Origin of the sequence: Nocardia brasiliensis ATCC 700358, assembly GCF_000250675.2 — a bacterium.
Lineage (GTDB): Bacteria > Actinomycetota > Actinomycetes > Mycobacteriales > Mycobacteriaceae > Nocardia > Nocardia brasiliensis_B.
Genome location: NC_018681.1, coordinates 1,549,325 through 1,574,894, shown reverse-complemented (window position 1 = coordinate 1,574,894; position 25,570 = coordinate 1,549,325). Strand labels below are relative to the sequence as shown.

At 67.6% G+C, this 25,570-nt stretch carries 24 protein-coding genes and 1 pseudogene; 8 read left to right on the top strand and 17 right to left on the bottom strand.

The genetic code is table 11. From position 1 onward, the window contains the following. Nucleotides 1-114 precede the first annotated feature (114 nt). From O3I_RS07000 to O3I_RS06990, 3 genes are all read right to left on the bottom strand, one after another. On the bottom strand, nt 115-1,206 hold the full coding sequence (locus O3I_RS07000; protein WP_014982200.1) for a CSLREA domain-containing protein: 1,092 nt from the start codon (nt 1,204-1,206) through the stop codon (nt 115-117). A 158-nt stretch (nt 1,207-1,364) separates the two neighbouring features. Continuing rightward, nucleotides 1,365-2,090, bottom strand: coding sequence for an NIPSNAP family protein (locus tag O3I_RS06995; RefSeq protein WP_014982199.1), 726 nt, complete (start codon nt 2,088-2,090; stop codon nt 1,365-1,367). A 31-nt stretch (nt 2,091-2,121) separates the two neighbouring features. After that, nucleotides 2,122-2,442, bottom strand: coding sequence for a DUF4873 domain-containing protein (locus O3I_RS06990; RefSeq protein WP_014982198.1), 321 nt, complete (start codon nt 2,440-2,442; stop codon nt 2,122-2,124). Between the two features lie 177 nt (nt 2,443-2,619). Between O3I_RS06990 and O3I_RS06985 the strand changes: the two genes are divergently transcribed. From O3I_RS06985 to O3I_RS06970, 4 genes are read left to right on the top strand one after another with little or no spacing between them, the layout of a single operon-like run. Further along, on the top strand, nt 2,620-3,612 hold the full coding sequence (locus tag O3I_RS06985) for a diiron oxygenase (protein ID WP_014982197.1): 993 nt from the start codon (nt 2,620-2,622) through the stop codon (nt 3,610-3,612). Continuing rightward, entirely contained in the window at nt 3,609-4,598 is a 990-nt protein-coding gene (locus tag O3I_RS06980; protein WP_014982196.1) for an AurF N-oxygenase family protein, read from the top strand. Before O3I_RS06985 ends, O3I_RS06980 begins: the two co-directional genes overlap by 4 nt. A 2-nt stretch (nt 4,599-4,600) precedes the next feature. Then, nucleotides 4,601-5,686 carry a ferredoxin--NADP reductase gene (locus O3I_RS06975; RefSeq protein WP_014982195.1) on the top strand — a complete coding sequence of 362 codons (1,086 nt, stop codon included), beginning with the start codon at nt 4,601-4,603 and terminating at the stop codon, nt 5,684-5,686. A gap of 8 nt (nt 5,687-5,694) precedes the next feature. After that, a complete protein-coding gene (locus tag O3I_RS06970) occupies nt 5,695-6,015 on the top strand; it encodes a DUF4873 domain-containing protein (RefSeq protein ID WP_014982194.1) in 321 nt (106 codons plus the stop codon). Between the two features lie 7 nt (nt 6,016-6,022). Here the strand turns inward: O3I_RS06970 and O3I_RS06965 are convergent, their stop codons facing one another. The 7 genes from O3I_RS06965 to O3I_RS06935 all read right to left on the bottom strand — a co-directional run bounded on the left by O3I_RS06965 (nt 6,023) and on the right by O3I_RS06935 (nt 13,546). Beyond that, entirely contained in the window at nt 6,023-7,294 is a 1,272-nt protein-coding gene (locus O3I_RS06965; protein ID WP_014982193.1) for a sensor domain-containing diguanylate cyclase, read from the bottom strand. A gap of 53 nt (nt 7,295-7,347) precedes the next feature. Beyond that, a complete protein-coding gene (locus O3I_RS06960) occupies nt 7,348-8,214 on the bottom strand; it encodes an SAM-dependent methyltransferase (RefSeq protein WP_237748263.1) in 867 nt (288 codons plus the stop codon). Between the two features lie 106 nt (nt 8,215-8,320). Continuing rightward, complete coding sequence (locus O3I_RS06955; RefSeq protein WP_041563467.1) at nt 8,321-9,529, bottom strand: ROK family protein; 1,209 nt, start codon at nt 9,527-9,529, stop codon at nt 8,321-8,323. Between the two features lie 43 nt (nt 9,530-9,572). Beyond that, nucleotides 9,573-10,808 carry a sugar ABC transporter permease gene (locus tag O3I_RS06950; RefSeq protein WP_014982190.1) on the bottom strand — a complete coding sequence of 412 codons (1,236 nt, stop codon included), beginning with the start codon at nt 10,806-10,808 and terminating at the stop codon, nt 9,573-9,575. Then, nucleotides 10,805-11,563, bottom strand: coding sequence for an ATP-binding cassette domain-containing protein (locus O3I_RS06945; protein ID WP_014982189.1), 759 nt, complete (start codon nt 11,561-11,563; stop codon nt 10,805-10,807). The genes O3I_RS06950 and O3I_RS06945 overlap by 4 nt, the downstream gene beginning before the upstream one ends. Nucleotides 11,564-11,697: 134 nt before the next feature. Further along, nucleotides 11,698-12,774, bottom strand: a complete 1,077-nt coding sequence (locus O3I_RS06940) for a sugar ABC transporter substrate-binding protein (RefSeq protein WP_014982188.1) — start codon at nt 12,772-12,774, stop codon at nt 11,698-11,700. Nucleotides 12,775-12,949: 175 nt separating this feature from the next. After that, the gene (locus tag O3I_RS06935) at nt 12,950-13,546 is read right to left on the bottom strand and encodes an NAD(P)H-dependent oxidoreductase (RefSeq protein ID WP_014982187.1); all 597 of its coding nucleotides are present in this window, start codon (nt 13,544-13,546) and stop codon (nt 12,950-12,952) included. Between the two features lie 204 nt (nt 13,547-13,750). On the opposite strand from O3I_RS06935, the gene O3I_RS06930 reads away from it, so the two are divergent. Beyond that, entirely contained in the window at nt 13,751-14,695 is a 945-nt protein-coding gene (locus O3I_RS06930) for an alpha/beta hydrolase (protein ID WP_041562456.1), read from the top strand. A 9-nt stretch (nt 14,696-14,704) separates the two neighbouring features. On the opposite strand, the gene O3I_RS47015 is transcribed toward O3I_RS06930, so the two are convergent. The 4 genes and pseudogenes from O3I_RS47015 to O3I_RS06915 all read right to left on the bottom strand — a co-directional run bounded on the left by O3I_RS47015 (nt 14,705) and on the right by O3I_RS06915 (nt 17,371). Next, the gene (locus O3I_RS47015; protein ID WP_014982185.1) at nt 14,705-14,908 is read right to left on the bottom strand and encodes a hypothetical protein; all 204 of its coding nucleotides are present in this window, start codon (nt 14,906-14,908) and stop codon (nt 14,705-14,707) included. A 76-nt stretch (nt 14,909-14,984) separates the two neighbouring features. Next, nucleotides 14,985-15,185, bottom strand: a pseudogene (locus O3I_RS47010) (LLM class flavin-dependent oxidoreductase); the annotation flags it as partial. Between the two features lie 143 nt (nt 15,186-15,328). After that, nucleotides 15,329-15,817, bottom strand: coding sequence for a shikimate kinase (locus O3I_RS06920; RefSeq protein WP_141691685.1), 489 nt, complete (start codon nt 15,815-15,817; stop codon nt 15,329-15,331). Nucleotides 15,818-15,859: 42 nt separating this feature from the next. Next, on the bottom strand, nt 15,860-17,371 hold the full coding sequence (locus tag O3I_RS06915; RefSeq protein ID WP_014982183.1) for a flavin-containing monooxygenase: 1,512 nt from the start codon (nt 17,369-17,371) through the stop codon (nt 15,860-15,862). Between the two features lie 69 nt (nt 17,372-17,440). On the opposite strand from O3I_RS06915, the gene O3I_RS06910 reads away from it, so the two are divergent. Beyond that, nucleotides 17,441-18,457 carry an AraC family transcriptional regulator gene (locus tag O3I_RS06910; RefSeq protein ID WP_041563466.1) on the top strand — a complete coding sequence of 339 codons (1,017 nt, stop codon included), beginning with the start codon at nt 17,441-17,443 and terminating at the stop codon, nt 18,455-18,457. Between the two features lie 20 nt (nt 18,458-18,477). On the opposite strand, the gene O3I_RS06905 is transcribed toward O3I_RS06910, so the two are convergent. Next, the gene (locus O3I_RS06905) at nt 18,478-19,047 is read right to left on the bottom strand and encodes a TetR/AcrR family transcriptional regulator (RefSeq protein WP_014982181.1); all 570 of its coding nucleotides are present in this window, start codon (nt 19,045-19,047) and stop codon (nt 18,478-18,480) included. Between the two features lie 126 nt (nt 19,048-19,173). On the opposite strand from O3I_RS06905, the gene O3I_RS06900 reads away from it, so the two are divergent. Continuing rightward, nucleotides 19,174-20,604 (top strand): MFS transporter, encoded by a 1,431-nt coding sequence (locus O3I_RS06900; RefSeq protein ID WP_237748262.1) that lies wholly within the window; start codon nt 19,174-19,176, stop codon nt 20,602-20,604. Nucleotides 20,605-20,747: 143 nt separating this feature from the next. Continuing rightward, nucleotides 20,748-23,699 carry an AfsR/SARP family transcriptional regulator gene (locus tag O3I_RS06895; RefSeq protein ID WP_014982179.1) on the top strand — a complete coding sequence of 984 codons (2,952 nt, stop codon included), beginning with the start codon at nt 20,748-20,750 and terminating at the stop codon, nt 23,697-23,699. A 247-nt stretch (nt 23,700-23,946) separates the two neighbouring features. Here O3I_RS06895 and O3I_RS06890 read toward each other — a convergent pair whose 3' ends face one another. Both O3I_RS06890 and O3I_RS06885 read right to left on the bottom strand, forming a co-directional pair. Beyond that, a complete protein-coding gene (locus tag O3I_RS06890; RefSeq protein ID WP_014982178.1) occupies nt 23,947-24,936 on the bottom strand; it encodes a zinc-binding alcohol dehydrogenase family protein in 990 nt (329 codons plus the stop codon). 5 nt (nt 24,937-24,941) lie between these two features. Then, on the bottom strand, nt 24,942-25,403 hold the full coding sequence (locus O3I_RS06885; protein ID WP_041563463.1) for a MarR family winged helix-turn-helix transcriptional regulator: 462 nt from the start codon (nt 25,401-25,403) through the stop codon (nt 24,942-24,944). Nucleotides 25,404-25,570 lie beyond the last annotated feature (167 nt).

Here is a 25,570-nt window from a genome sequence, read left to right as displayed (position 1 = left end):
CGGATACCAGCATCGACATCACCCAGGCGAAGCCCTGGCCGAGTGCCGTCATCCAGTCGCCTACGTTGAACGAACCCATCGCGAATTTCCTTCTGCTTGTGCGTATTCCGGACTTCAGCGCAGACCCGCGTCCGGTCGTACGGCATCGCCCGCGGCCGTCAGGTCGCAGGAGTGGTCGTTGCTGAGGTTGCCGCCGGTGGACAGGATGGTGGCGAACACCTTCTTACAGTTCTGTTCGCCGAGGCCCGCGGTGTTCTGCGCGATGGTCGAGCCGCGCAGGATCAGGTGGCCCATGCCGGGGTTGAACACATCGGTGAACTGGTAGGGCAACGTATCGAGATACGCGGGGGCGATATTGATCCCGCCGCCGCCTTCGTCCGCGCTGTTACCCGTCACGACGGAGTCGATGAGCACCACCTCGCCGACGCCCCGGATATCGAGTCCGCCACCGCGCCCGGCGAATCCGCCGAACCGATACCACTTGACGCGCGGGTTGACGACGCGATTGCCGGTGATCGCCGTACGGGTGAAGGTGCAGGTGTTGTCGCAGCGCACCCCGCCTGCCTCACCCGCCGCGTTGGCGGTGACGATGCTGTCGGTCATCCGCATATCCGCGACGGGGATGTTGAAGATGCCGCCGCCGTAGTCGGCCGCGTTCCCGACCACGGTCACGCGGTCGAGAATCAGCTTGCCGGAGTTGGCGATTCCGCCGCCGCCGGTCTCGAACAGCGGAATCTCGTGCTCGGTGGCGTTACCGCCGGTGATGGTCAGTCCGGACAGCGAGACGTGCGCGGTCGTGAGCATGACCCGGTCCCGATGCCCCGCGTCGATGATCGTGCGGTCCTGGCCGGCACCCTCGATGGTGGTGTCCGCGGTGACATCGAGGTCGCCGGTGGCCGGATCGATGAAGGGGCCGTTGGTGTTCCAGAAATTCGGCGGGATGGTGAGCTCGTAGCGACCCTCGGGCACCCGAATCGTGCTGCCCGGCCGCACATTCGCGGCCTGGATCGCCGCTCGCAGGGTGCACTCCCCCGCGTCCGTACGACACACACCGTCGAACGGGTTCGCGGCCGCCCCGTCCGCCGTGGTCGTGACGGTGTAGCTGCCGGGTCCGGCCGAGCCGGTCTCGGCCACGGCGCGGATCGGCGCGCTGTACAGCGCGCCGAGTACCACCACACCGATCATCGACAATGACGAGATCTTCATCCGACCAACCACTCTCGGCGCGACTACTGCGGGTTGAGACAGCTTTCGCCGCGCTGTCTCGGTGCTCTGGTTCTAACAGACCCGAATGTCACGCCGTGGCGTGTCGGACACTTCCTTCGCGAATGCACAATTTCGCTGGGCAGATCGACAGGGAGCCCTCAGCGCAGCAGCGAGCGGGCGGTCGGCGCCAGCCGCAGTCGCTCGATCGGGCGCGACACCCACTTGCCCAATTCCGGCAGCACCCGCTCGGTCCAGGTGGGCTCGGCCAGCGCGCGCAGGTGCGCCTCCCGCCAGGCGGCGCTCTCGAACAACGAGAACACCACGACGGCCCGCTCGTCGCGAACCGGTAGCGCCGCAAAGGTATTCGGCGTGGGATCGGTGACGTACAGCCCGGTCAGCGTGCCCCCGGTCAGTAGCAACGCGCGGCGTACCCGCTCATTGAAGAACGGCGCGAATTCCGCGAGTGGAGTGTCGAGGTAGAAAATTGTGGCGAGCAAACGCGAGTCCGGCAGATCCGGGACGGTCACACCGGGACGCTTACCCGTGAGCCGCAGCGCGTGCTGCGCTGAAACGGGCTGCAGCAGCAGTGCGTTGGAGGTGTCGACCATGGTCGCTCGCGCGGCGGGGGCGTGGGTCCGCCAGGCTTCGCTCTCGACGTAGAAGGCGTTGAGCGCGGCGTCCCGGGACGCCATATCGGGGAAAGCGCGTATCCAGACGAACCGATCCGGATCGTCTTCGTCGCGGAACTGGCCGACGATGCGCATGCCGACGGCTTCCTGCGTTTCGACGAGCTCCCGGTCGAACAGGTCGATCATGGTGTCCCGGGTGCCGGGATGCAGCGTGTACTGCCTGAGTTCGACCACGGGCCAAACAGTTTCGGTCATCGGACAACTGTGCCATCGCGCAGCGACAGTTTCACGCCAACGGATAGGGCGGAGTGCTCTTACCCATGATCCGATACCGATTCCACAGATCCCGGTCGCCGACCACCGCGGGCCGCGCCGCAGCGTCGGTTCGCACCACGCACGGCGTGCGCTGTTCGTCGCCGAGCACCTCGGTGAGCGCGTCGCTGGCGTCGACCCGGCCGACCCAGCGGTACACACCGTCGGTGGGCTCGGGATATCCCCGTAGTTCCACGCGCACCGGCACTTCCACGCCGCGCACCACGAGGGTCGCCGCACCGAAGTAGTCGGCGCGGTCGTGCGGACTGCCGTCGGCTGCACCACGTTCGGCCATGGCATCCTCCTGAAAACTGACAAAACCGTGTCTCAGACAATCTTGACAATACGCACCCCGAGTTCCAGACTCAAGGGAGATCGGTACCAGCGGTACCGGATAAACATGTCACGATCGTGCGCCGTTGCGGGTCGACGCCGAGGGCACCCGTGCGCGACCCGAAGGGAGCCGATCCCGATGGCAACCCCGATTCCCGACCCGAGCGAATTCCCTCGGCCGGACACCAGCTCCGGCGGTCCGGTGCGGCGCCGCCGCACGGTCGCCGACCGCGACCTCAGCGCGCGCCGTTTGCTGCTCGACGCGGCCGAGGAGACCTACGACGGCGATCTGGACATCGACTGGTCGGCTCCGATCGACCCCGGAAAGCATTGGCTACCCGATCATCTCGGCACCATTCACGACACCTGGGTGTGGCGCCGGATGAGCACCGAGCAACGGGCGACGCTGGCCAGGTACGAGCTGGCCAACCTGCTGACGCTCGCCATCTACGCCGACGCGGCCCGGTCCATGCTGCTGTTCCGCGACATCATCGAGGCGTCCGGGCCCGCGGACGACCACACCCGTGCCGCGCTCGCCGCCATCCACGCCGACAGCCGCACGATGGCCATGTTCGGCCGGATGGTGCACAAGAGCGGGCTCGCCCCGTACCGGCGACCCCTACTCGCCCAGACAGTCTCACGGCTCATTCTGCTCACACCGAAGAACACCGCGGCCGCGGCGGTGACGCTGCTGATCCAGCAGGCGATGCACGACGTGGCCGACACGATCGCCAACGACCCGGAAGTCCAACCGCACCTGCGTCAGCTGATGAAGATCCATCAGGCTGCCGCCCGCCGCAACCTGGCCTACGCCAAAGACCAGCTGCTCGCCGAAATCGAGGAGCACGGCACGGTTTCCAACGCGGTCGCCGCCCTGTGGGCCGCCGCCGCGACAGCCACGCTCTACCCGGCGCTGATCGCACCGCGGCCCTACCGCGCGGCGGGGGTACGACGCAGGCACGCGCTGCTCGCTGCCTATCTGAGTCGGCACTACGCGGAATCCGCCCGGCTGTTGACTGAATCCTTTGTGCAACAAGGTATTCAGGCCGGAATGTTCGACGGTCCGGTCACCACCACCATTCTCCGGCTGGGTCGCGTGTGGCCCGGTTCCACATCGAGGAGGCACCGATGAGCACCCCCACCAAACATGCCGTCAGCACGGCGGGCATGTCGACCACTCGCGCCAAGAACGTCGGCGATCGGCAGAAGACCGCGCAGCGGCTGCTCCGTTCGGCCGCCGACCGCGCCTATGACGGTGAGGTGGACATCAATTGGGACGCGCCGCTCGAGCCGGGCAAGCGATGGATGCTCGACCACCGGCAGACCCTGTACGGCACCTACCTGTGGGACCGGCTCACCGACGAACAGCGCAGCACCCTCGGCATGCACGAGGCGGTCAGCGCGCTGAGCTTCGGCATCCTCGCCGAGACCGCGCTGTCCACGTTTCTGCTGCGGCAGGTGATCGAATACCAGAATCCCGGCGACGAGCACAGCCGCTACGCGCTGGCCGAAGTCGGCGAGGAGACCCGGCATTCCACCATGTTCAGCCGGATGATCAACAAATCGGGCCTGCGCGCGTACCAGCCGTTCATTCCCAAGCCGCTGCTCAAGGCGGTGCGGTTGGTCGGGCTGGTTCCGATGGGTCCGGCAACCCTGTCCGGACTGCTGCTGGTCGAGGAGACCCTCGATCGGCTGCAGCGGGAGAACATGGACGATCCGCAGATCCAGCCACATATGCGGCAGCTCAACAAGATTCACGTACTCGAGGAGGCCAGGCACATTACCTACGCCCGGGAGGAACTGGTCCGCCAGATCGCCGCGCGCGGCAAGCTGGTGAACGCGGCGCACCGGCTCGCCTTCGCCATCATGGTGTTCGGCATCCAGCCCGCCATCGTGACGCCGCGGGTCTATCGCTCAGTGGGTATCCATCCGCTGCACGGGCTCGTCGTGGCACTGCTCAATCCGAACTACCAGGAGAACGCGAAGTTCGCGGGAGAAATGTTGCTGCGCTACGGATACGAGGTCGGCATGGTGCGCGGCGCGGTCACCACCCGCATCCTGCGCCTGGCCCGTGCCCTGCCGGACGACGTGCTCGCCGAGCTGTCGCGGACGGCGTGACGATGACCGAACCGGATGTCGCGCCGCCTCGGAACGGACAGGCGCCCACCGCTACCGCGAATACCCATGTGCACGAATTGACGATCGTGGAGGTGATCCGCGAAACGCTCGACACCGTCTCGCTCGTCTTCGAGGTGCCCGATCTGCTCGTTCCTCGATTCCGGTACCGCCCAGGGCAATTCCTCACGCTGCGGATTCCGAGTGCCCAGACCGGTTCGGTGGCGCGCTGCTACTCGTTGTCGAGTTCGCCGCACCTCGACGACGATCTGATCATCACCGTCAAACGGACCGAGGGCGGCTACGCCTCGAACTGGCTGTGTGACAACGCTGTTCCCGGACTGCGCGTGACGATGCTGTCCCCGTCCGGTGTCTTCACACCGAAATCGCTGGACGCCGACCTGCTGATGATCGCCGCGGGCAGCGGGATCACCCCGGTCATGTCGATCATCAAGTCGGCGTTGCTCGCGGGCACCGGAACGACCTACCTGTTCTACGCCAACCGCGACGCAGGCTCGGTCATCTTCGGCACGGAACTGACCGAGATGATGACGGAGTATCCGGACCGCCTGATCGTCGACCACTGGCTGGCGTCGAGCATGGGCCTGCCCACCGCCGCGGCGCTCACCGAACGGCTGTGGCCATATACCGGATTCGATGCCTTCCTCTGTGGGCCTTCGGCTTTCATGCGGACAGCGCGAGCGGCCATGCTCGCGGCGGGCATGACCGAACGGCACGTGCACACCGAGATCTATCAATCGCTGACCGGCGATCCCTTCGCCGATATCGTGCTCGCCGCGGACGACGCCGGGACACCGGCCACCGCGACGGTGCACCTCGACGGCAGGCGGCTCGAAGTGGCCTGGCCTCGGCACACACCGTTGCTCGATGTGCTGCTGGCCGGCGGTCACGACGCGCCCTACTCCTGCCGGGAGGGCGCGTGCAGCGCCTGTGCCTGCACGGTGCGCTCGGGCGAGGTCCGCATGCTCCGCAACGACACATTGGTCGATGCCGATCTCGCACTCGGTCTCACCCTGGCCTGCCAGTCGGTCCCGCTGACCGAACACGTCGACATCGCCTTCGACCAATAGGGCCCCTGATGACCGACTACGACTACGTGGGCCCCGCGACCGTCACGGTCGGCGGCCGGGACATCGCGGTAGAGCTGGTGCTGCGCGGGCACTTTCAGGGCATCGACGGAATCTATCGCTGGTACGGGCGAATTCGGCCGAATCCGGAGCTCGCCACCGCGGTGGGCGACCGGGCGGAGGGGACGGTCGAGACCTCGTTCGGCACTGCGGCGGCGGTGTTCGGCGACCTCGATTTCTGGGACCGCTACCGAGTTTCGGGCCGCAGCACCCCGCCGTTCTTCGTGCCGAAATGCCTGGCCGACCTGGACGATCCGGCGACGACCGGGTGAGTTCGGCTCAGTGTTCCCGGAACCGCAGCGGCCGAGCCCCCTGGGCGGCCTTGTTGCGGTACATGGCCGTATCGGCCGCATGCATGAGTTCGTCGGGGGCGGCGGGTACTTCATCGAGAAAGACGGTGCCGATGCTGGCGCCGACGGTCACCAGATGATTCTGCACGGCTATCGGCTGCACCAGCGACTGCGCCAGCGCGGCCGCGACCTTGGCCAATTGCTCTGCACACGAACATTTTTCGATCAACACGATGAACTCGTCGCCGCCGAGCCGCGCGACCAACCCGCCGAACGGCACCACGGCACCCTGTAGTCGCTCACCGACGACGCGTAACACCTTGTCGCCTACGGTGTGTCCCCAGACGTCGTTGATCTCCTTGAAGCCGTCCAGATCCAGATAGCACACGCCGATCGGCGGATCGGCGTGCGCCAGCCGGTCGAAGAACAACGTGCGGTTCGGCAACCCGGTGAGGCTGTCGTGGTTGGCGTCGTGCCACAGCCGGTCGGCCAGCTGCTTGCGTTCGGTGACGTCGACCGCGACGCCGATCAGGAACCGCACCTGGCCGGTGTTGTCGCGCACGGCCGACATCGACAGGTCGATGGTGGTGACGGTGCCATCGGGACGCAGATGATCGGTTTCCAACCGGAAGCGGTCCGACTCACCGCTGAGCAGCCGTTGCAGTTCGTCGAAGGCGTAGCCGATGTTCGCGGGGCCGAGCAGTTCGGCGACCGAACGCCCCGGCATGACATCCACCGAGAGACCGAGCATGTCGGCCATCGCCGCGTTCGAATCGAGCACGTTGCCCATGACGTCGATAGTGCCGATGCCGACCGACGCGCCCGCGAAGACCGCGGCGAACCTGGCCTCCGAGAGCTGCCGCTTCGCCTCGGCCTCCTGGGCCGCGGCCAAGGTCGCGACCAGGGTCGCCTCCTGCTCGGCCAGCGCCGCCGAGCGCAAGGCCGCGGTGCAGCCCGCCGCGAACTCCGCGGCGGCGAGCACCGCCCGATCGCGGATCCGCTCGTAATCGGGCCCGCTGTGCACCGGGCACAGGTCGTCCACCAGATCCCGGCAGATCACCACCACCGAACGGCTGACCGCGACCGCGTCGCGATAGTTCGCCGCGATCAGCACCGCCGCCGCGTCCCTGGCCACGGCGAGCTCAGCGGTGCCGAGCACCACCGCCGCCAAGGCATCGGCCAGTCCGGCCAGCATGGCTTCGATCTGGGATCGCGTGAGTGTGGGAGCCACCGCGCCGTCGAGCGCGTCGGCCCACCGCACCGCTAGCTCCTGCGACCCCACTCAGGGACCCCCTGCCGGCTCGTGGTCGGGCTTCAGGCCTTTCGGCCGACACCGGCCAGACCGAGCGAACGGCCCGGCGTCTCGTGCAGATCGCGGTCCGACTCCGGGCGCCAGACCGGCAACTCCACCACGCCGGGCTCGACCAGCTCCCATCCTTCGAACATAGCGACGATCCCGTGACGATCGCGAAAATGGATACCGATTCGTTCCTTGTTCGTCGCGTTGTCGCCGAGTTTGCTCGCGTCCTCGGGCCGCAGCTCGGACGTCAGATGCGAGATCGCCACGTAGCTACCCGGCTGGACCGCGGCGCGCAGCTGCGCCACCTTCGCGATCGGCTCGTCACTGTCGGCGAGCAGATGCAGCACCGCGACCAGCAAAAGACCGACCGGTTGGTCGAAGTCGATCAACCCGGTGTCACCCGCCTTGGCGAGCAGTTCGGCCGGCTTGCGCAGATCCGCCTCGATCGCGCCCGCTCGGTCGTTGCCGCGCAGAATCGCCCGGGAATGCGCCACCGCCACGGGATCGATATCCGCATAGAGGACACGGATATCGGGATCAATAGCCTGCACCACCTCGTGCACATTTCCGGCTGTCGGAATCCCCGACCCGATATCGAGGAATTGGCGAATCCCGGAATCGGCCAGGAAACGCACCGCACGCCGCAGGAAGGCCCGGTTGCTCAGCGCCAACCTGGGCAAATCGGGCACCAGCGTCTTGCCCATCTCCGCGGCTTTACGGTCGATCTCGAAATTGTGCGAGCCCCCGAGCAACGCGTCATACATACGCGCCGGGCTCGCTTGCTGCATATCCACGCCCTCGGGTGCCCACGCCGGCCTATCCATCGAAACCCCTTTAATTTGCTCACGATCGAACTCGCCGCACCAGACCGGCCTACCCACCCGGGCGTCGTGTGCCTGATCACCCGGACAGTGCTGTGCGAATGATAGTCGGGTTCGGTGGCCTGCGGGTAGATCGGAAGCGACGGGGGTTGGCGCACACCCGATTTCATTCGCCCGCGGCGGAGATCCGGGTCAGCGTCTGCACCGGGTCGGTGAGCACGTCGGCGAAGGCCAGCTCGGCCGCGCCGATCAGGGTCGCGTCGCCGCCCAGGGACGAGGTGCGCAGCCGCACCCGTTCCCGGACCGCGAGCAGGCTCTCGACCGCCACCCGGCTACGCACCTGCGCCGCCGAGGCGAGATAGATCTCCCGCAAAACCCCGCCGAAGACGACCATCGACGGGTTGAAGATGTTCACCAGGTTCGCGACGCCGTATCCGAGCCAGTCCCCCACCTGATGCAGCGCGTCCCGGGCCGTCGAGTCGCCGCGGGCCGCGGCCTCCACGATCGCCTCCACCGCCGCGCGGCCCGGCGGATCGGAGCGGCCCGCGGCCGCGATCAGGCCGAGCTCGCCCGCCTCGGCCTCCAGGCAGCCGCGTGATCCACAGGCGCAGGGCCGTCCGTCCCGGTTGACCACCATATGGCCGACCTCGCCCGCGTAGCCGCCCTCACCCCCGAGCAGCTGGCCACCCATGATGATGCCGCCGCCGATACCGACATCGCCGTGCAGATAGATGAGATCGGACAGGCCGGCCCCGACGCCGCGCTCGCATTCGGCGAGCGCGCCGAGGTTGGCGTTGTTGCCGACCACCACCCGCAGGCCGAGATCGAGTTGCCGAGTCAGGTGCTCTCCGAAGGGAACATCGACCCAGCCGATGTTCGGGCCGTAGCGGACGACGCCGTCCTCCTCGCGCACCATGCCGCAGAACGCCACGCCGACACCGACGCATCGAGCGTCGCCCGCGGCTCCGCCGATCAAGCCGCGCGCCATCGACGCCAACGTGTCGATCACGTCACCCGGGTCGAAAGTCCCTGTCGGGCGCACGGTTTCGACCTGATCGAGCACCGAGCCGCCCAACCCCACGCGAGCCGCGGCCAGTCGATCGGCGCCGACATCGAGCGCGACGACGTAGACCCGGTCCGACTCCGGGCGCACCACCAGCGACGGACGTCCCGCCTTGCCGGTCTGACCGGGCAGTTCCTCTCTGATCAGACCGGCGGCGGCGAGATCGGCCGTCAAGGCCAGGATGGTGCTGCGGTTCAACCCCATTCGCTCGGCCAGGGTGGCGCGCGAGACCTGGCCGTCCCGGTGCACGTGCCGCAGCAGCACGGCCAGATTCCGCCTGCGGATCTCCTCCGGCGAAGAAGCCGGTCGCATGGTCACCGCCTCTCCGCGTCTCGTGTCCTCGGTACCCGGGCAGCTAACCGCCGAGGCGGGTGCGTTTGCGCGACAACGCGTCCACGCCGGCCGCCAAGAGCAGCACAAATCCTGTCACAACGAATTTCGTGCCCGCGCTGTAGCCCATCAACCCCATGCCGTTGTCGATCACGGCTACCACCGCGGCACCGAGTACCGCGTCCAGCATCCGGCCGCGACCGCCGAACAGGCTGGTACCGCCGATGACCGCGGCGCCGACCGCGAGCAGCAGCACGCTGCTGCCGCCGGTGTTGGGGTCGACCGAGTTGGCGCGCGACGCCGCGACCAGACCGCCGACCGCGGCCATCGTCGAACACAGCACGAACGCGGTGATCTTCACCCGATCCACCGTGATACCGGCGCGCCGGGCCGCCTCGGCGTTCCCGCCGACCGCGTAGATATGCCGGCCGAACGACGTGCGGTTGAGCACGAAGGTCCACAGCAGCAACAGGACCGCGATCAACGGAACAACGATCGGCATGCCCTTGAGCGAGTGCAACTCCGGGTTGCGGCTGCGCTCCCCGTTGAGCACCAGCACCGCGATGCCGAGCACCACCGCCACCGCGACGATCCGCGCCACGATCACCGGCATGGTCTCGCCGGTAAGCCCGAGTTTGTTGCGGGCCCGCAATTTTCGATACTGGAGCAGCGCGAACCCGGCGACCAGGAGCACGTACATCAGCCAGCCGAGCAGCGGCGGGACGTTCTTGTTCGCGATGGCCAGGATGGTGTCGTCGCGGATGGAGATATTGCGGCCGTTGTCCATGATCTTCAGCGCGACGCCTTGCAGCGCAAGGAAGGCCGCGAGCGTCACCACGAACGACGGGATGCCGATCTTGACCACGATGGTGCCGATCGTCAGGCCGATCACCACGCCGGTGAGCAGCGAGACCAGCACCGCCACATACCAGGGCCAGCCGCGATCGGTGAGCAGCACCGCGAGCACCGCGGCGCAGACGCCGCTGGTGAACCCGGCCGAGAGATCGATCTCGCCGAGCAGCAGTACAAAGATCAGACCCATCGCGATCACCGCGATCGCCGCGCCCTGGGTGAACAGGTTCGCGAAGTTGGCCTCGGACATGAAGACCGGGCGCGCGACCCAGAAGACACAGGACAGGATGACCAGCGCGAGCACCGACGGCAGCGCGCCCATGTCGCCGCTGCGCACCCGCCCGACGTACTCGTTCACCAGCTCGGAAACCGGTGCGGTGGCGGGCTTTTCCTTCTCCAACAGGCTCATCGGTTGGCTCCGTTCGCGTCCAGGCCGAGATCGCCGCTGCGCCCTGCCGTAATGAGTTCCACGACCTGGCCGTGCGTCACGTCGGAGGTCCGTACCTGCGCCGCCATCCGGCCCAGGTACAGCGCCGCGATCCGATCCGATACCGCGAAAACGTCGTTCATGTTGTGTGAGATGAGCACCACCGCGAGACCGCGGTCGGCCAGCCGGCGCACCAGTTCGAGCACCTGCTGGGTCTGCGCGACGCCCAGCGCGGCGGTCGGCTCGTCCAGGATCACCACCTTGCTGTTCCACAGCACGGCCTTGGCGATCGCCACCGTCTGCCGCTGCCCGCCGGACAGGCTCGACACCTGCTGCCGCACACTCTTTACCGTGCGAACGGACAAGCTGGCCAACGTCTTTCCGGCCAGTTCCTCCATCGCGTACTCGTCGAGCACGATGCCGGTCTTCTTCTCCCGGCCGAGGAACATGTTCTGCACGATGTCGAGGTTGTCGCAGAGCGCCAGGTCCTGGTACACGATCTCGATGCCGAGCGCTGCGGCGTCACGCGGGCTGTGCACCTGAACGGGGTTGCCCTCGAACAGGAATTCCCCCGCGTCGATCGGGTGCGTACCGCCGATGCATTTGACGAGGGTGGACTTGCCGGCTCCGTTGTCGCCGACGAGCGCCGTCACTTCACCGGCGTAGGCGGCGAAAGCGACGTCGTGCAGGACATGCACCGGTCCGAAACTCTTTTGCAGGCCGCGTAATTCGACCACCGGCGTACCGGGTCCGCCGCTCACCGGGCCACCACCCGGATCGAATCGCCGCGCGATGCTTCACTCATTCACTGCTCCTAGGGGTGCCCCGTCCGCCGTCCCCTCATCGAAACGGCGGAAGGGGCGTGGCGGGATCAGATGCCGTTGTCCGCGCAGAGTTTCGCGAACTCACCGGTGCACAGCTCGTCCTTTGTGACGTAGCCGTCGGCGACGACATCCTTGACGTTGGCCGCGTAGATCGGCTTGGGCTCCAACAGCACCGAGGGCACGTCGGACTTGGACTCCGGATCCTTCACCGAGCCGTTCGCCTGTCCCTGCTGGCCCTTGGTCAGCGCGATGGCCAACTCGGCCGCGGCCTCGGCTTCCTTCTTGATCGCCTTGTAGACGGTCAGGCACTGGTCGCCCTTGAGCACGTTCTGCAGACCCTGCACCGTGGCGTCCTGGCCACTGACCGGGACCTGCCCGTTCAGCTTCTGCTTCTTCAGCACCGCGATCGCGGCGTTGGCCAGTCCGTCGTTGGCCGCGACCACACCGCCGATATTCGGTGTGCCGGTAAGCATCTGCTCGAAGATGGTGCCCGCCTGGGTGTTGTCCCATTCCGGCACAGCCTGATCCGGGCCCTTCACCAACTGTCCCGCATCGAACTTGGGCTTGAGCACCGAGTCGTAACCCTGCTTCAGCAGCGTGGCGTTGTTGTCGGTCGGGCCGCCGTTCAGGTACGCGACCACAGGATTGACCGCCTTCTTGTCGGTCAGGCACTTCTCCACGCCCGAGCCGAGCAGGCTGCCGACCTTCACATTGTCGAAGGACACGTAGAACTGGGCCCCGCCGCCCAGCGTCAGCCGGTCGTAGTCGATCACCGTGACGCCCTGCGCCTTCGCCTTCTGGATCACCGCTTTGCCGGTGCCGCTGTCCAGGTTCGTCATCAGCAGCACCGACGCGCCGTTGGTCATCATCTGATCGGCGATCGTCTGGAAGGCGTTCTTGTCGCCCTGCGCGTTCTGGATGTCGGCCTTGACGCCGGCCGAGTCGAACGCCTGCTGCAGGTACTTGCGGTCCGCCGTCTCCCACCGCGCGGAGGTCTTGCTGTCCGGCAGGATCACCCCGATCTTGGCCCCACCCCCTGAATCCTTCGAGTCGTCGCCGCAAGCAGTCAGCGAAGTGAGCAAGGCGACCGAGACGGCCGCGACGCCGAGAATGCCCTTACGCATGAGGGGGCCTTTCGTGGAACCACCGCCCCGGAAAGGCCTGGGCGGTCGAGGTCGAGCGAATGTTGTTCGCTGCAACATATTCGACTGTGACCCAGCGCACAACCCACTCGAGCGACCATTTTGTTGTTTGAGATAACAATCAGGACACGAGAGCATCCGCTCACCCGGTCCCGCCTCAGCCGTCGCTCACCAACGCCGCAGCCAGCTCGCGCGCCTCGCGCAGCCAGGCAGACCGGAGTTCCGCGGTCGAGTCGGTCACCGTCCGGAAGACCCGGCGGCGAATATCGTCGACACCGATGTAGGGCAGCACGCAGGCCGCCCAGATCTGCCGCAGCGGATCGCCGAACACGTCCCGCTCGCGCTCCACCGTGGTGTCGGAGGTGTTGAGGACCAGCGCCCGGCGCGCCCGGAGCAGGCCGACCGGCGCACCCGCCGCGGTGTCGAGCTTGTAGGCCACAGCGGGCGTGAGCACACGCTGCACCCACCCGGTCAGGATGGCGGGCGGCATCCCCCACCAATTCGGGTGCACGAAGACCAGCGCATCGAGTTCGGCCAGTTCCTCCTGATGCCTGCGCACCAGGTCATCGGTTGGGGCCGCACCCACGAGCGTCCCGGTCTCCGCCGCGGTCAGCAGCGGGTCGAAACCCTCGGCATACAGATCGTGCGCGAGGACCGCTACGCCACGCTGCCGCAACTCGTCGACCACCGCGTCGAAGAGCGCCCCATTGAAACCGTCGGCCCGGGGATGTGCCAGGTACACCGCAATACGCATGAGGGCAACTCTGCCGCAGGGCGCGCACCGATCGACCACGGGCCGACACCTTCGAGAAGCCCAGGCGAGCAGTGCGATTCAGCCCACCCGGCGGATAGCAAGAAACTGGCATTTACGAACAACACTATTCGTGAAGTTGCGCGGCTGCTCTAGATTCAGCCTCGGGTTCGCACCGTTCGACGACCCCGCGGGAAGGAACATCCGATGCCTCGACTCAGCAGGCTCCTCGTGGCTGTCGCCACCGTCATCGCAAGCCTCACAGTGCCTTTCGTGGCCGCCGCGCCGGCCCAGGCCGCGGCGGGCACGGTCCGCTGGGAAACCCGGGTCAGCGACCGCATCCTCGATCTGGGCATCTCGTCGCCGAATCTCGAAGGCCCGGACTGGTCGGTCAAAGTTGTTCGCCTGCTGCTGCCGCCCGGCTGGACCAAGGAGACCACCAAGAAGTGGCCGACGGTCTGGGTCCTGCACGGCGGCTTCGACGACCACAAATCCTGGACCGACAAGGGCAACCTGGAAGCATTGACGGCGGGGCGGAACGCGATCTTCGTCCTGCCCGAAACCAGCTGGTGCAGTGCCTATTCCGACTGGTACAACGACGGGCGCGGTGGACCGCCCGCGTGGGAGAAGTACCTGCTCGACGATGTGCGCACCATTCTGGAGCAGACCTACCACGCCAATACCACCCGTGCCGTAGCGGGCAACTCGATGGGCGGGCTCGGCTCGATGAAATTCGCTGCCGCCCATCAGGGTTGGTTCAAGTCCGCCGCCTCGTTCAGCGGTAACGTCGACCCGTTGCACGCCTCGGGCGCGCCCGGTGAGCCGGACAAGCCGGGCCAAGGGTGTGCCGCCGAGTGGGAGCGGGTCTGGGGCGACTACCGCGACGCCGAGGAGCGCGAGATCTGGGTCGCCAACAACCCGTACAGCCAGGCCGCGAAACTCACCGGCATCCCCCTGTTCGTCTCGTACGGCAAGGCCGATCCCGTCGAAGCGCGCGCCTACGAACAGAATTACCGTTTCGTCGACGAACTGCAGCGAGTCGGCGCCCAGGTAGACGAGCGCTATGTAGCGTCCCAGGGCCACAATTGGGACGCGTGGAAGGTGCAGATGCAGAACGCCCTGCCGATGCTGCTCTCCTCGATCGGCGCCTGACCGAACACGTCAGGCGACGTGCGGCAGCACCTCGGCGGCCAGGCGCTCCATCTGGTACGCCGCGTCGAAAAGCGGGTTGATCAGGATCATCTCGGCACCCGCCACCGCGACCGCGCGCAGCTCTTCGATACAGGTGTCGGTCGGGCCGCAGACGGCGACCGGGAGCAACGATTTGCCGTAGTCGCCGTACTGGGCGATGAGGGCTTCGGTCATCCGGTCCCGGGCGCGGTCGACGTTGTCGTCGACGGCGATGTAGACGCGTTTGGCGATCGGGAAAAGCCGCTGCGTCCCGTCCGGTTTCGGCCAGCGCGACGCGCACGATCGGCACCTGTTCGGCGAACTGGGCGGTGGTCGAGGAACCCGCGCCGAAGAAGCCGTCGCCGTGCCGGACCGCGCGCCGCAGCGCCGTGGGCTTGCCGCCGCCGAACCACAGTGGCGGGTAAGGCTTCTGGAACGGTTTGGGCTCCATGGTCGCGTCGCGCTCGGTCATCCACCCGCTGCCGAAACCGAGCTCGACCGCCCGCGCCAGATACTCCCGCAGCTCTGCGGGGTCGAACGTCCCGTCGGCGAAGTGCTGCGGAATCGAGATCGCGTATCGCATCCCCCGACCCTAAACCCGCCCCGCGGCCGGAGTCAGCTGGCAGGACCGGCCAGGGCGGCGAGTTGATCGACCACCTCGTCCAGGGGCCTGTCCGTGTCGATCACGAGGGTTGCGGACGGGCGCAGGAGGGGCTCGATCTCAGCGGTGTCGGCTTCGATGCGGGCCCGCTCCTCGGGAGTCTTGCCGAAGGGGTTGGTGGCGCGGGTGGCGATTCGGTCCAGGAGCACCGGGAGCGCGGCGGTCAGCAGAACCACCTCGGCGCAACGCGGGTAGAAGGTGTCCTGGTTGTGGACGGTGCCCGCGAGGAACAGCGGGGTGCCGGTGCGCTCGTGGTCGGTGATCAGGGCATCGATCAGGTCTTCGCGCCACTGCCGTTCGGTGCCGGTGCCGTCGGGCAGCGGCAGATCTTCGATCCACGGGCCGTAATCGGTGTCGACCACCTGGTAGCCGCGCCCCGCCAGCTCGTGCAACACCGTCGACTTTCCGGTGCCCGACATCCCCGTCACCAATATCACCGCCACCGGTTCAGCCTAGAGCGCGGCGGTGGCACGGTGTTTCGTCGCTCAGGGCGCGGTGACCAGATCAGCGGACCGCACCGCCGATTTCGGGGTGGCCGCGAGGGTCTTGTCCAGATCGGTGCGCAGCGTGAAGACGGAGTCGAGCAGATAGTTCTGCCGGACCTTCCATGGGCGACGATCCCCTTGCCGGGGGAAGGCCCCGATCGCGCGCTGGATGTAGCCGGAGGTCAGTTCCAGCAGCGGCTGTTCGACCAGGTCACCCTCCAGCTTCGGGACGACGGCGGCCTGCCCGCGGCGATCCATGTGGTTGATGATCTTGCACACCAGCCGCGAACTGAGATCGGCCCGCAGCGTCCACGAGGCGTTGGTGTAACCGATGCACACGGCGAAGTTGGGCACACCGCTCACCATGGTGCCCTGCCAGACGAATTGATCTGCCAGCGCGACGGTTTCGCCATCGACGCGGGGCGCGATGCCGCCGAAGGCGAGCAGCTGCAAGCCGGTCGCGGTGACCACGATATCGGCCGGCAGCACACGACCGGACCGCAGCCGGATCCCCTCCGGCACAAATGTGTCGATGTGATCGGTGACGACCTCGGCCTTGCCCTTCTTGAGCGCCCGGAAGAAGTCCGCGCTCGGGGCGGCGCACAAGCGCTGGTCCCACGGGTTATAGCTGGGGGTGAAGTGCTCGGCCACCATCTGCTTGTCCCCGAGAATGCGTAAATTCAAGCGGGTCAGCAGGTTTCGGGCCGACTCTGGACGTCGGCGGCAATACTGGTAGAAGCCGATGCTGAACAGGATGTTCTTGGCCCGGATCACCCGGTGCGCCAGCTTCGGCGGCAGCAGTTCGCGGATCTTGTCCGCGCGCTTGTCCCGCCGCGGCACCGCACTGATCCAGGTCGGGCTGCGCTGCAACATCGTCACTTGCTCGGCGGCATCGGCCATCGACGGCACGAGGGTGACCGCCGTGGCGCCGCTGCCGATCACGACGACACGCTTACCGCTGTAATCGAGTTCCTCGGGCCAGAACTGCGGGTGCACCACCTGGCCGGAAAACGAAGAGAGACCAGGGAATTCAGGCGTGTAGCCATGGTCGTAGTTGTAGTAACCCGCACAGGCGTAGAGGAAGCCACAGGTCAGCTCGCGCCGCACGGTGTCGCCTGCGGCGTCGCGCTGTTCGAGAGTCAGTGTCCAGCGGGCGGTTTCGCTCGACCAGTCGGCGGCGATCACTTTGGTCCCGTAGCGAATGTGCCGGTCGATGCCGTTCTCGGCCGCGGTCTCGTCGATGTAGCGCAGGATCGACGGTCCGTCGGCGATCGATTTGGCGTCGCGCCAGGGCTTGAACGGATATCCGAGGGTGAACATGTCGGAGTCCGAGCGGATGCCGGGGTAGCGGAACAGGTCCCAGGTGCCGCCCAGCGCCGCCCGGGCCTCCATGATGGCGTAGGTCTTGCCGGGGCACTCGGTCTGCAACCGGTACGCCGCGCCGATACCGGACAGTCCCGCCCCGACGATCACGACATCGAGGTGTTCCGGGGCCTTGCCGCGCTCACTCATGGTTCCAGTGTGCTGCGGCGCGCCCTCGCTTTCTTGACTTTGCGCGACAACTATTTGATTCTGTACGACATGTCGGTCATCCGTTCCGCCGGACTGCGCGGATTCCGCGCGACCGTCGCGGAGCTCGGCGGCGACGCCGAACAACTGGCCATCGCCTGCGGGTTGCCGGTCGCCGCGCTCGACGCCGACGACCTGCTCATCCCCGATCACGCGCTCGCCTCGGTGCTGGAACTGGCGGCGCGCCGGCTGGACTGCCCCGACCTCGGCCTGCGCATCTCGCTGCGCCAAGACCTCGACATGCTCGGCCCGCTCGCGTTGGCCATCCGGAATTCCCCTTCACTGACCGGCGTGCTGGAATGCTCGGCACGCTATCTGTTCCTGCATGCGCGCGCACTCACCCTCACCGGCGAGTCGGACCCGTACGGCGACCGCGGCGTGATCGCGCTGCGCTACGGCGTCCAACCAGGTCTGGCGATTCCCACCCAGGCCACAGATCTGGGACTCGCGTTCGTACACCGCACTATTCAGCGCCTGGTGGACGGCAGTTATGGACTGCGCTCGGTCGAATTGCCGTATCAGCCCGCGGCGCCGCTCGCCCGCTACGAGGAGTTCTTCGGTGCGCCGGTGCGGATCAAACGGCCGTACGCGGCGCTTCGCGTCCCCCGCGACCTGCCGACACGGCCATTGAGCGGCGGGGACGAGAAACTGCACCGGCTGGCGATGGCATTTCTGGCCGAGCAGGCAGGCGGGGTCGGCGCCTCCGCGGTGCCGCAGGTCCATGCCGCGGTACAGCAGTTGCTCGGCACCCTTCCACCCGAAATCGGCTCCGTGGCAAAACTTCTCAATATGCACCCGCGCACTCTGCAACGCAGGCTGGCCGCCGAGAACACCTCGTTCGCCGCAATTCTGGACGACGTGCGCCGCGCCGAGGCCCGACGCTACCTCACCACCACCGACATGCCGATGAGCCAGGTCGCCTCGCTGATCGGCCTCTCGGAGCAGGCGACCTTCACCCGCTGCTGCCGGCGCTGGTGGGGCACGACGCCAACCGCGGTCCGGCGCGACCACTCGGTAGCTCGCGCGTGAAAGCGACTGCCCGACAACAACTATTGCGTTGCGCGCAGGCCGTCCAAGGTGACCGCGAGCATGCGCGGAGCGGCCTCGGGTGTTTTCTCGCACGCGGCGCCGATACCGTGCCCGAAGCGCAGTAGATCGCGCGGTTCGACGTCGGCGCGGATCGCGCCCGCGGCCTGCGCGGGCTGCAGCAGGGCGGCGGCCGCGTCGGTGATCGTTGCGCGACACAGGGTGAAGACCTCCGACTCGTGGTCCATCACCGCCTTCAAGGTCGTGACGAGGTTGTGCCGGTCCATCACGTACTCCACCAAGGCTTGCATCCACTGCGCCAAAGCATCGGCGGGAGAGTTCGTTTCGAGCAGCTCGTAGGCGCGTCGGCTCAGCTGCTCGAGGCTGGAGCGGTAGACGGCCTCGATCAGCGCGTCCCGATTCGGGAAGTGCCGGTACAGCGTCCCCGGACCGACGTGCGCCTGGCGCGCGATGTCGTCCAGGGGCGCCTGCGGACCGTGCTCCGCAAACGCCTCGCGCGCGCACTCGATGATCCGTTCATAGTTGCGCCGCGCATCGGCCCGCATCGGCCGTGCCGCCGTCGGTGCGTCCATGAACCCTCCAGCAGAAACGGATGGACTCTCCGCTTAGTCTTGCGTAAACGGAGAAACTCTCCATATGATAGCTCCGTCGGAAGCGGAGACTATCTCCGTTTAGCTCACGACTCGACGGAGCATTCTTTGTCCACGAACACCCTTACCGCGGGTACACCCGCGTCCACCGCCGGAACCAGGCCGTTTCGGTCGGGTTCGGTGCTGGTCACCCTGCTGACCTGCCAGCTGATGATCGTCCTCGACATCACCGTCATGAACGTCGCGCTGCCGCGCATCCGCACCGATCTGGAGTTCAGCGCGACCGGGCTGTCCTGGGTCATCAACGCCTACGCCCTCGCCTTCGGCGGGCTGCTGCTGCTCGGCGGTCGCGCCGGCGACCTGTTCGGCAGGCGCAGGCTGTTCATCCTCGGGACGGCCCTGTTCACGGTGGCCTCCCTCGCCGGTGGGCTGGCGCCCTCGGCCGCGTGGCTGATCGGCGCACGTGTCGCGCAAGGCATCGGAGCCGCGATGGCGGGGCCGAACACCCTCGCGCTGCTCACCACTACCTTCAGCGAACCGAAGGCCAGAATGCGTGTGCTCGCGCTGTTCTCGGGGATGTCGAGCGCGGGCTTCGCGATCGGCCTCATCGTCGGCGGGCTGCTCACCGAATGGCTGAGCTGGCGCTCGGCCCTGTTCATCAACGTGCCGTTCGGGCTGGCCGTCGTCGTGTTCGCGCTGCGGTATCTGCCCGACGCACCGCGCAGACCCGCGCGCCTCGATCTGCCGGGCGCGGTGACGGCGACCGCCGGTGTCACGGTGCTGGTCTACGGATTCATCAGCGCCGCGGCCAACGGCTGGGGCAGCGAAACCACCGACATCGCCCTGGCCGCGGGCTTGCTGCTGCTCGCCGCGTTCCTGGTCATCGAACTGCGCACCGCGCAACCCCTGCTGCCGCTGCGGTTGTTCCTGGACCGCGATCGGGCAGCCGGTTACGCCAACATCTTCTTCGGCCCGATGGCAGGCATGTCGATGTTCTTCTTCCTCACCCAGTACCTCCAGGAGGTACGCGGGTTGAGCGCGCTGGCAACAGGTTTCGCGTTCATGCCGACCGCGGTGCTGATGTTCACGATGATCAGGCTGATCCCCCGGCTGCTGCCGCGGTTCGGCCCGAAACCGGTGACCATGATCGGTTCGGCGCTGATGCTGTCCGCGCTGGTCCTGCTCACCCAACTGACCGCCGAATCCGGATACTTCCCGCTACTGTTCGCCGCGATGGTACTGATGGGACTCGGTATCGGCCTGGCCTTCTCGCCGCTGGGCGTGATCATCATGGCGAACGTGCCCGGCGAGGACGCGGGCGCGGCGGGCGGCGCGATGCAGACCCTGCAGCAGACCGGGTCGGCGCTCGGCCTGGCGATCCTGGTGACCGTCTTCGGCACCGCGGTCCGCGATGCGTCCGGCTCGGCGCACGAGGTACTGGTCAGTGGGATCACCACGGCGTTCGCCGCGGCGTGCGGTATAGCCGCCCTGACCTTCGTCGTGGCGCTGATCTTCCGCAGCACCCGATCCGCCACCTGACCTCGCCGGATACCGCGCCGCGGCGCGCACAACGACAGCCGCCGCGGCACCCCCGTGCGGACGGGACACGCGGCGACTGATCGCATGAGCCGGACAATGCGCCACGGCGCCACGTAAACTCCCAGCGTTCGGGAGGTCGGTTGGTGCATTTCGAGGTGTTGGGCGAGGTCAAGGGGTGGCGCGGGGAGGCGCCGCTGCACCTGGGACCTCCGCAGCGCAGGGCCGTGCTCGCGGCCCTGCTGTTGCGTGCCGGAAACGCGGTGACCGCGGCCGAGTTGGTCGAGGGGATCTGGGGCGAGCGGCCGGTGCCGCGCGCGATCGCGGCGCTGCGGACCCACGTCGCGCAGCTGCGCCGCGCCCTCGAGCCCGGCCGCGCGGCCCGGGCTCCCTCGACCGTGCTGGTCTCGGTCGGCGACGGCTACGCGCTGCGCATCGCACCCCAGGCCACCGATGTGGCGGAGGTGGAGCGGCTCGTCGCGGCGGCAGGCCAGGTCCGCGACCGCGATCCCGCCGCGGCACGCGCGAAACTGGTTGCCGCCTTGGCCAAATGGCAGGGCAATGCGCTGAGTGGACTGCCGGGACCGTTCGCGGAACGGCAACGGATCCGGCTCGAGCAGTGGCGGCTGGCCATCCTGGAGGATCGGCTCGCCCTCGATATCGAGACCGGTCACAGCTCGGCCGCCGTCGCCGAACTCGGCCCGCTGATCGAGGAACACCCACTGCGCGAACGCTTTCGGGCACTGTTGATGACCGCGCTGTATCACTGCGGGCGGCAGTCCGACGCATTGCACGCGTACGCCCAGGCCCGACGGGCCCTGGTCGACGGGGTCGGGGTAGAGCCGGGGCCGGAGTTGTCGGTGGTGCACGAGCGGATCCTGCGCGGGGCGATGCCGGCGATCGCCGGGAGCGGCTCCGATCCCGCGCCCTCGAGCGAGACCGGTGGGTTCGAGCCGACGACCCGATCGGCTGCGGGCATCGAACGCGGGCTCGACCCCGTGCCCGCGCAATTACCGCCCGACATCGCCGATTTCACCGGACGCGAGCAACTCGTCGCCGAACTGGCCGACCAGTTGACCGGTGCGGGCAGCGCCGTGGCGATCTCGGCGGTCGGCGGCATGGGCGGCGTCGGCAAGACGACACTCGCACTGCACGTGGCACATCGGGTGCGGGATCGGTTCCCGGACGGGCAGCTGTACGCCAACCTGCACGGCGTCGACCCGATGCCCACTCCCCCCGGCGCCGCGCTCGGCGGCTTCCTCCGGGCTCTCGGCGTCGCCGAGGGCGATATCCCCTCGACGGTCGACGAGCGTGCCGCCGAACTGCGAACCAGGCTGTCCGGCAAGCGAATCCTGATGGTGCTCGACAACGCCAGGGACTACAACCAGGTGGCGCCGCTGCTCGCCGGGTCCGCGGTGCTGATCACCAGCCGGTCCGCGCTCACCGAACTACCCGCGGTGACCCGTACCCGGCTCGACGTGCTCGACGAGGCGGAGGCGACGACCCTGCTCGTGCACATTCTCGGCGCGGATCGGGTCGCCGCCGAGGCGGAGTCGGCGCGGGAGGTGGTGGCCCAGTGCGGGTTCCTGCCGCTGGCGGTGCGCATCGTCGGGGCTCGGCTCGCGGTCCGGCCGCAGTGGACGGTCGCGTCGTTCGCGGCGCGGCTGGCCGACGAGAAGAACCGGCTGGACGTGCTGAAGACCGGCGAACTCGCGGTGGAGGCCGCGTTCCACCTCGGCTACGGTCAGCTCACCGAGCGCCAGGCCAAGGCGTTTCGCACGCTGGCGCTCGCGCAGGTGCCCGACCTGTCGGTCGACGGTATCGCGGCGATCCTCGGCCTCACCGAACCCGAGGCCGAGCAGGTATGCGAATCCCTGGTCGATCTCAGTCTTTTGGAGACTACGACGCCCGGCCGCTACCGATTCCACGATCTGCTACGGCTTTTCGCGTGCGGACTGGCCGACGAGGACGAATCGGCTGTACTCGTCCGCGTGCTCGACTACCACCTCGCGAGTGCGCGCAATCTGCTCAGCGCGATCGACTACAGCAACACGGCCCGTCTGCTCGTCCCGACCACCGCGGCCGGTCGCGCGTTCTGCGGCGGCTCGGATGGCCAGGCGTGGAACGACATCGAGCGCCCCGTCGTGATCGCGCTGCATCAGCAGGCGGCCCGCATCGGCGGACGCGCGCTGGAGGTAGCGGCCGACCTCGCCTGGGTGATGGCCGAACTGATGGACGCGGGTACCCGGGCCCGGGAGCTGTCCCGCGCGCTGGAATCGTTGCTGGACACCGCCATTGCCGAGGACAACCACGGCGCGGAGCGACGGATCAGGACCGCACTCGGTGCGCTGCTCCAGGTGGGACTCGGGGAGGTCGAGGCGAGCCTGCCGCATCTGCGCGCGGTCTCGGGCCCGACGACGAGCGATGTCGATCGCAGGCTCTCGGTGCTCGCCTCGGTGTTGCTCGGCGTCGCCGCCCGGCGGCTCGGCGATGCCGAGGCGTCGCATCGACATTTCGAGCACGCGACCGAACTGACCCGCGCGCTCGGCGACCGGTCGATGGAGGCCTGGTGCCTGGCCCTGGTCACTCGGACCTACTGCGAGGCAGGGCAATACGAGGAAGCGGTGCGGATGGCGGGCCGGGCGATCGCGCTGGCGCGGGAATCGTCGAACCCGGTGGCGCTCGGCTGGGCCACCCATGAGCTCGCCGCGACGCTGTCGATGCGCGGCGAGCACGGTCGCGCGATCGAACTCGGCACCGATGCGGTGCACGCGGCGCAGCGCAACGGGGTACGCCTGTGGGAGGGCTGGGCCCGCACCCGGCTGGCCCAGATCCAGCTGCGAGCGGGCAATGTGGCCGAGGCGCAGGCGAACGCGGCGGACGCGCTGCACCTGCTGACCAAAGCCGCCGATCCGATCGATCGCGCTCGCGCGATGGCCTTGCACGCGGCCGCGCTCGCCGCGCAGGGCAGGCGGGCGCGCGCCGAGCAGGAGTTCCGCGAGGCGGCCGAGATCTTTCGCCGCGCCGGACTCTCGGCGCCGACCATCGACCGGCTGTTCGGCACCGGCGGGCAAAACGCCGAGTCGGCGGGCACGTAATAACGAACGTTTATTCGATATTTATCGGTTGCTGAACAACAGCTGGCATTCTGCTTTATCGATGTGACCACACCATCGCCAGTGGTGGACAGGGATGATCCGTGCGGAACTGGGACCGCACGGAAACCGAGACCGGGAGGGCGGGGGCCGGGACCGCGTCCACTCGCGTTCGAGGGGTGCGCGAGGCGCAGCGCGTGCCCGTTACTCGAACCCTGTCCACCACCCTTCTCCCTGTTCCAGGCGGAACTCACAGCGCGACAACCAATTTGCCGGTGGCTGCGCCGGATTCCAGGTAGTCGTGGGCTTCTCGGATCTGATCGAGCGAGAAAACGCGATCGACCGGAACGATGCTGCGGCCGGCTGCCACGGCATCGAGGAAACCCTGCAGGATGTCTGCCGGGAGGTCGCTCGCGTCGCCGCCGTAGGCGGTGAGCCGCACGCCCTGCGGCAGATAACCGATGGGATAAAAGTTCTCGACTATCCATTCGTTGGAGAGCATCCCGGTGAAGCAGACAACGCCGTGGACCTTGGTGGCGCGCAAGGTATCCGGCAGCGTCGGAGTGCCGACCAGTTCGAGCGCGGCGTCGACACCGTCGGGAAACAGCTCGCGGACCTGATCGGCGACCACGCCGTCATCGATCAGCACATGATCGACGCCGAGCCGGTGCAGCGCTTCGGCTTTCGCCGGATTCCGGGTGGTGGCCAGGACCGTCATGCCGCGCTGGGCGGCCAGCACGGCAGTGGCCGCACCCACCGAGGAACTGCCGCCACGGATCAGGATCGACTGCCCCGGTTGACCATCGAGGCCGATGGTCAAAGAACCGTAGGCGGTTTGCAGCATCTCCGGGACAGCGCCGAGGATGGGCCAAGCCAGCGAGCTGGTGAACGAAAGCACCTGACCGGCCGGGACACACGTGTATTCGGCGTACCCGCCGTCGAAGGTGCGGCCCATGCCGCCCATCATCGCCATCACCTGACTGCCGACCGCGAATTCGCCGCCGGGACAAGCGGCGACGACCCCCGTCGCCTCGATACCCGGCACCCGCGGAAAAGTCACTCCTTCCGCCAGGCCGAGTCTGGTGTGCAGCTCGGATCGGTTGAGCCCGAATGCTTTTACCTGGATCAGCACTTCACCTGATCGGGGCACCGGCACCGGCAGTTGCCGCAATTGCAGGGCTTCGACCGGCCCGGGGGCATCGAGCACGACGGCCCGCATGGTGTCGGGAACAGCGGACATTCGAATCACTCCTTGTTGCTCTCCGCCGCAGCGGCGGTGTTGTTGGCGGAACGGAGCAGGCGCAACGTGGCGTCGAGCCGATCCAGCGACTCGGAGCCGAGTACCGCGCCGACCCGTTCGGCGAGTTCCGCCTCGGCGGTCGCGGTGGCCGCCCGGAGCATCCGGGTACCGCTGGGCGTCAAGGTGATCCGTGGCGATCGGCCATCCGCCGGATCACGGGTACGTTCGGCGTAACCGGCCGCCTGCACCCGATCCACGATCTTGCTGGCACCACCCTCGGTGATCGTCAACGCCTCGGCGACGTCCCGCACCCGCGCCCCACCGAGCCGATCCGCGACCCGCATCATCTCGAACCACGGCACCGGAAGCTCGTGCTCGGCCCGCAACCGACGCTCCACCGCGTTCCACAGCAGGATCTCGACCCGCACCAGCTGATCGAACAGCTCGACCAGACGCGCATCTGGCATCTGCCACTCCATTCCATGTCACGTTATGCCCGCCCGCTTGTCCTGTGGGCTCTGCGCCGTTCCTTTGGGATGACCGGGGTTATCCCGTCGTCGAACTCGCAAATATTGTTTCCACGGAATGGAACACCGGAACCGTGTCGATTGTTCCCGGCGTCGTCAGGATGTGG

What these genes read in the sequence shown, in the direction of transcription:
- O3I_RS06935 (WP_014982187.1), bottom strand. Translation starts at nt 13,546, where the DNA reads ATGCGTATTGCGGTGTACCTGGCACATCCCCGGGCCGACGGTTTCAAT.
- O3I_RS06980 (WP_014982196.1), top strand. Translation starts at nt 3,609, where the DNA reads ATGAGCACCCCCACCAAACATGCCGTCAGCACGGCGGGCATGTCGACC.
- O3I_RS06885 (WP_041563463.1), bottom strand. Translation starts at nt 25,403, where the DNA reads ATGCCAGATGCGCGTCTGGTCGAGCTGTTCGATCAGCTGGTGCGGGTC.
- O3I_RS06950 (WP_014982190.1), bottom strand. Translation starts at nt 10,808, where the DNA reads ATGAGCCTGTTGGAGAAGGAAAAGCCCGCCACCGCACCGGTTTCCGAG.
- O3I_RS06985 (WP_014982197.1), top strand. Translation starts at nt 2,620, where the DNA reads ATGGCAACCCCGATTCCCGACCCGAGCGAATTCCCTCGGCCGGACACC.
- O3I_RS06905 (WP_014982181.1), bottom strand. Translation starts at nt 19,047, where the DNA reads ATGGACGCACCGACGGCGGCACGGCCGATGCGGGCCGATGCGCGGCGC.
- O3I_RS06890 (WP_014982178.1), bottom strand. Translation starts at nt 24,936, where the DNA reads ATGTCCGCTGTTCCCGACACCATGCGGGCCGTCGTGCTCGATGCCCCC.
- O3I_RS06970 (WP_014982194.1), top strand. Translation starts at nt 5,695, where the DNA reads ATGACCGACTACGACTACGTGGGCCCCGCGACCGTCACGGTCGGCGGC.
- O3I_RS06910 (WP_041563466.1), top strand. Translation starts at nt 17,441, where the DNA reads ATGTCGGTCATCCGTTCCGCCGGACTGCGCGGATTCCGCGCGACCGTC.
- O3I_RS06955 (WP_041563467.1), bottom strand. Translation starts at nt 9,529, where the DNA reads ATGCGACCGGCTTCTTCGCCGGAGGAGATCCGCAGGCGGAATCTGGCC.
- O3I_RS06990 (WP_014982198.1), bottom strand. Translation starts at nt 2,442, where the DNA reads ATGGCCGAACGTGGTGCAGCCGACGGCAGTCCGCACGACCGCGCCGAC.
- O3I_RS06975 (WP_014982195.1), top strand. Translation starts at nt 4,601, where the DNA reads ATGACCGAACCGGATGTCGCGCCGCCTCGGAACGGACAGGCGCCCACC.
- O3I_RS06995 (WP_014982199.1), bottom strand. Translation starts at nt 2,090, where the DNA reads ATGACCGAAACTGTTTGGCCCGTGGTCGAACTCAGGCAGTACACGCTG.
- O3I_RS06930 (WP_041562456.1), top strand. Translation starts at nt 13,751, where the DNA reads ATGCCTCGACTCAGCAGGCTCCTCGTGGCTGTCGCCACCGTCATCGCA.
- O3I_RS47015 (WP_014982185.1), bottom strand. Translation starts at nt 14,908, where the DNA reads ATGACCGAAGCCCTCATCGCCCAGTACGGCGACTACGGCAAATCGTTG.
- O3I_RS06940 (WP_014982188.1), bottom strand. Translation starts at nt 12,774, where the DNA reads ATGCGTAAGGGCATTCTCGGCGTCGCGGCCGTCTCGGTCGCCTTGCTC.
- O3I_RS07000 (WP_014982200.1), bottom strand. Translation starts at nt 1,206, where the DNA reads ATGAAGATCTCGTCATTGTCGATGATCGGTGTGGTGGTACTCGGCGCG.
- O3I_RS06915 (WP_014982183.1), bottom strand. Translation starts at nt 17,371, where the DNA reads ATGAGTGAGCGCGGCAAGGCCCCGGAACACCTCGATGTCGTGATCGTC.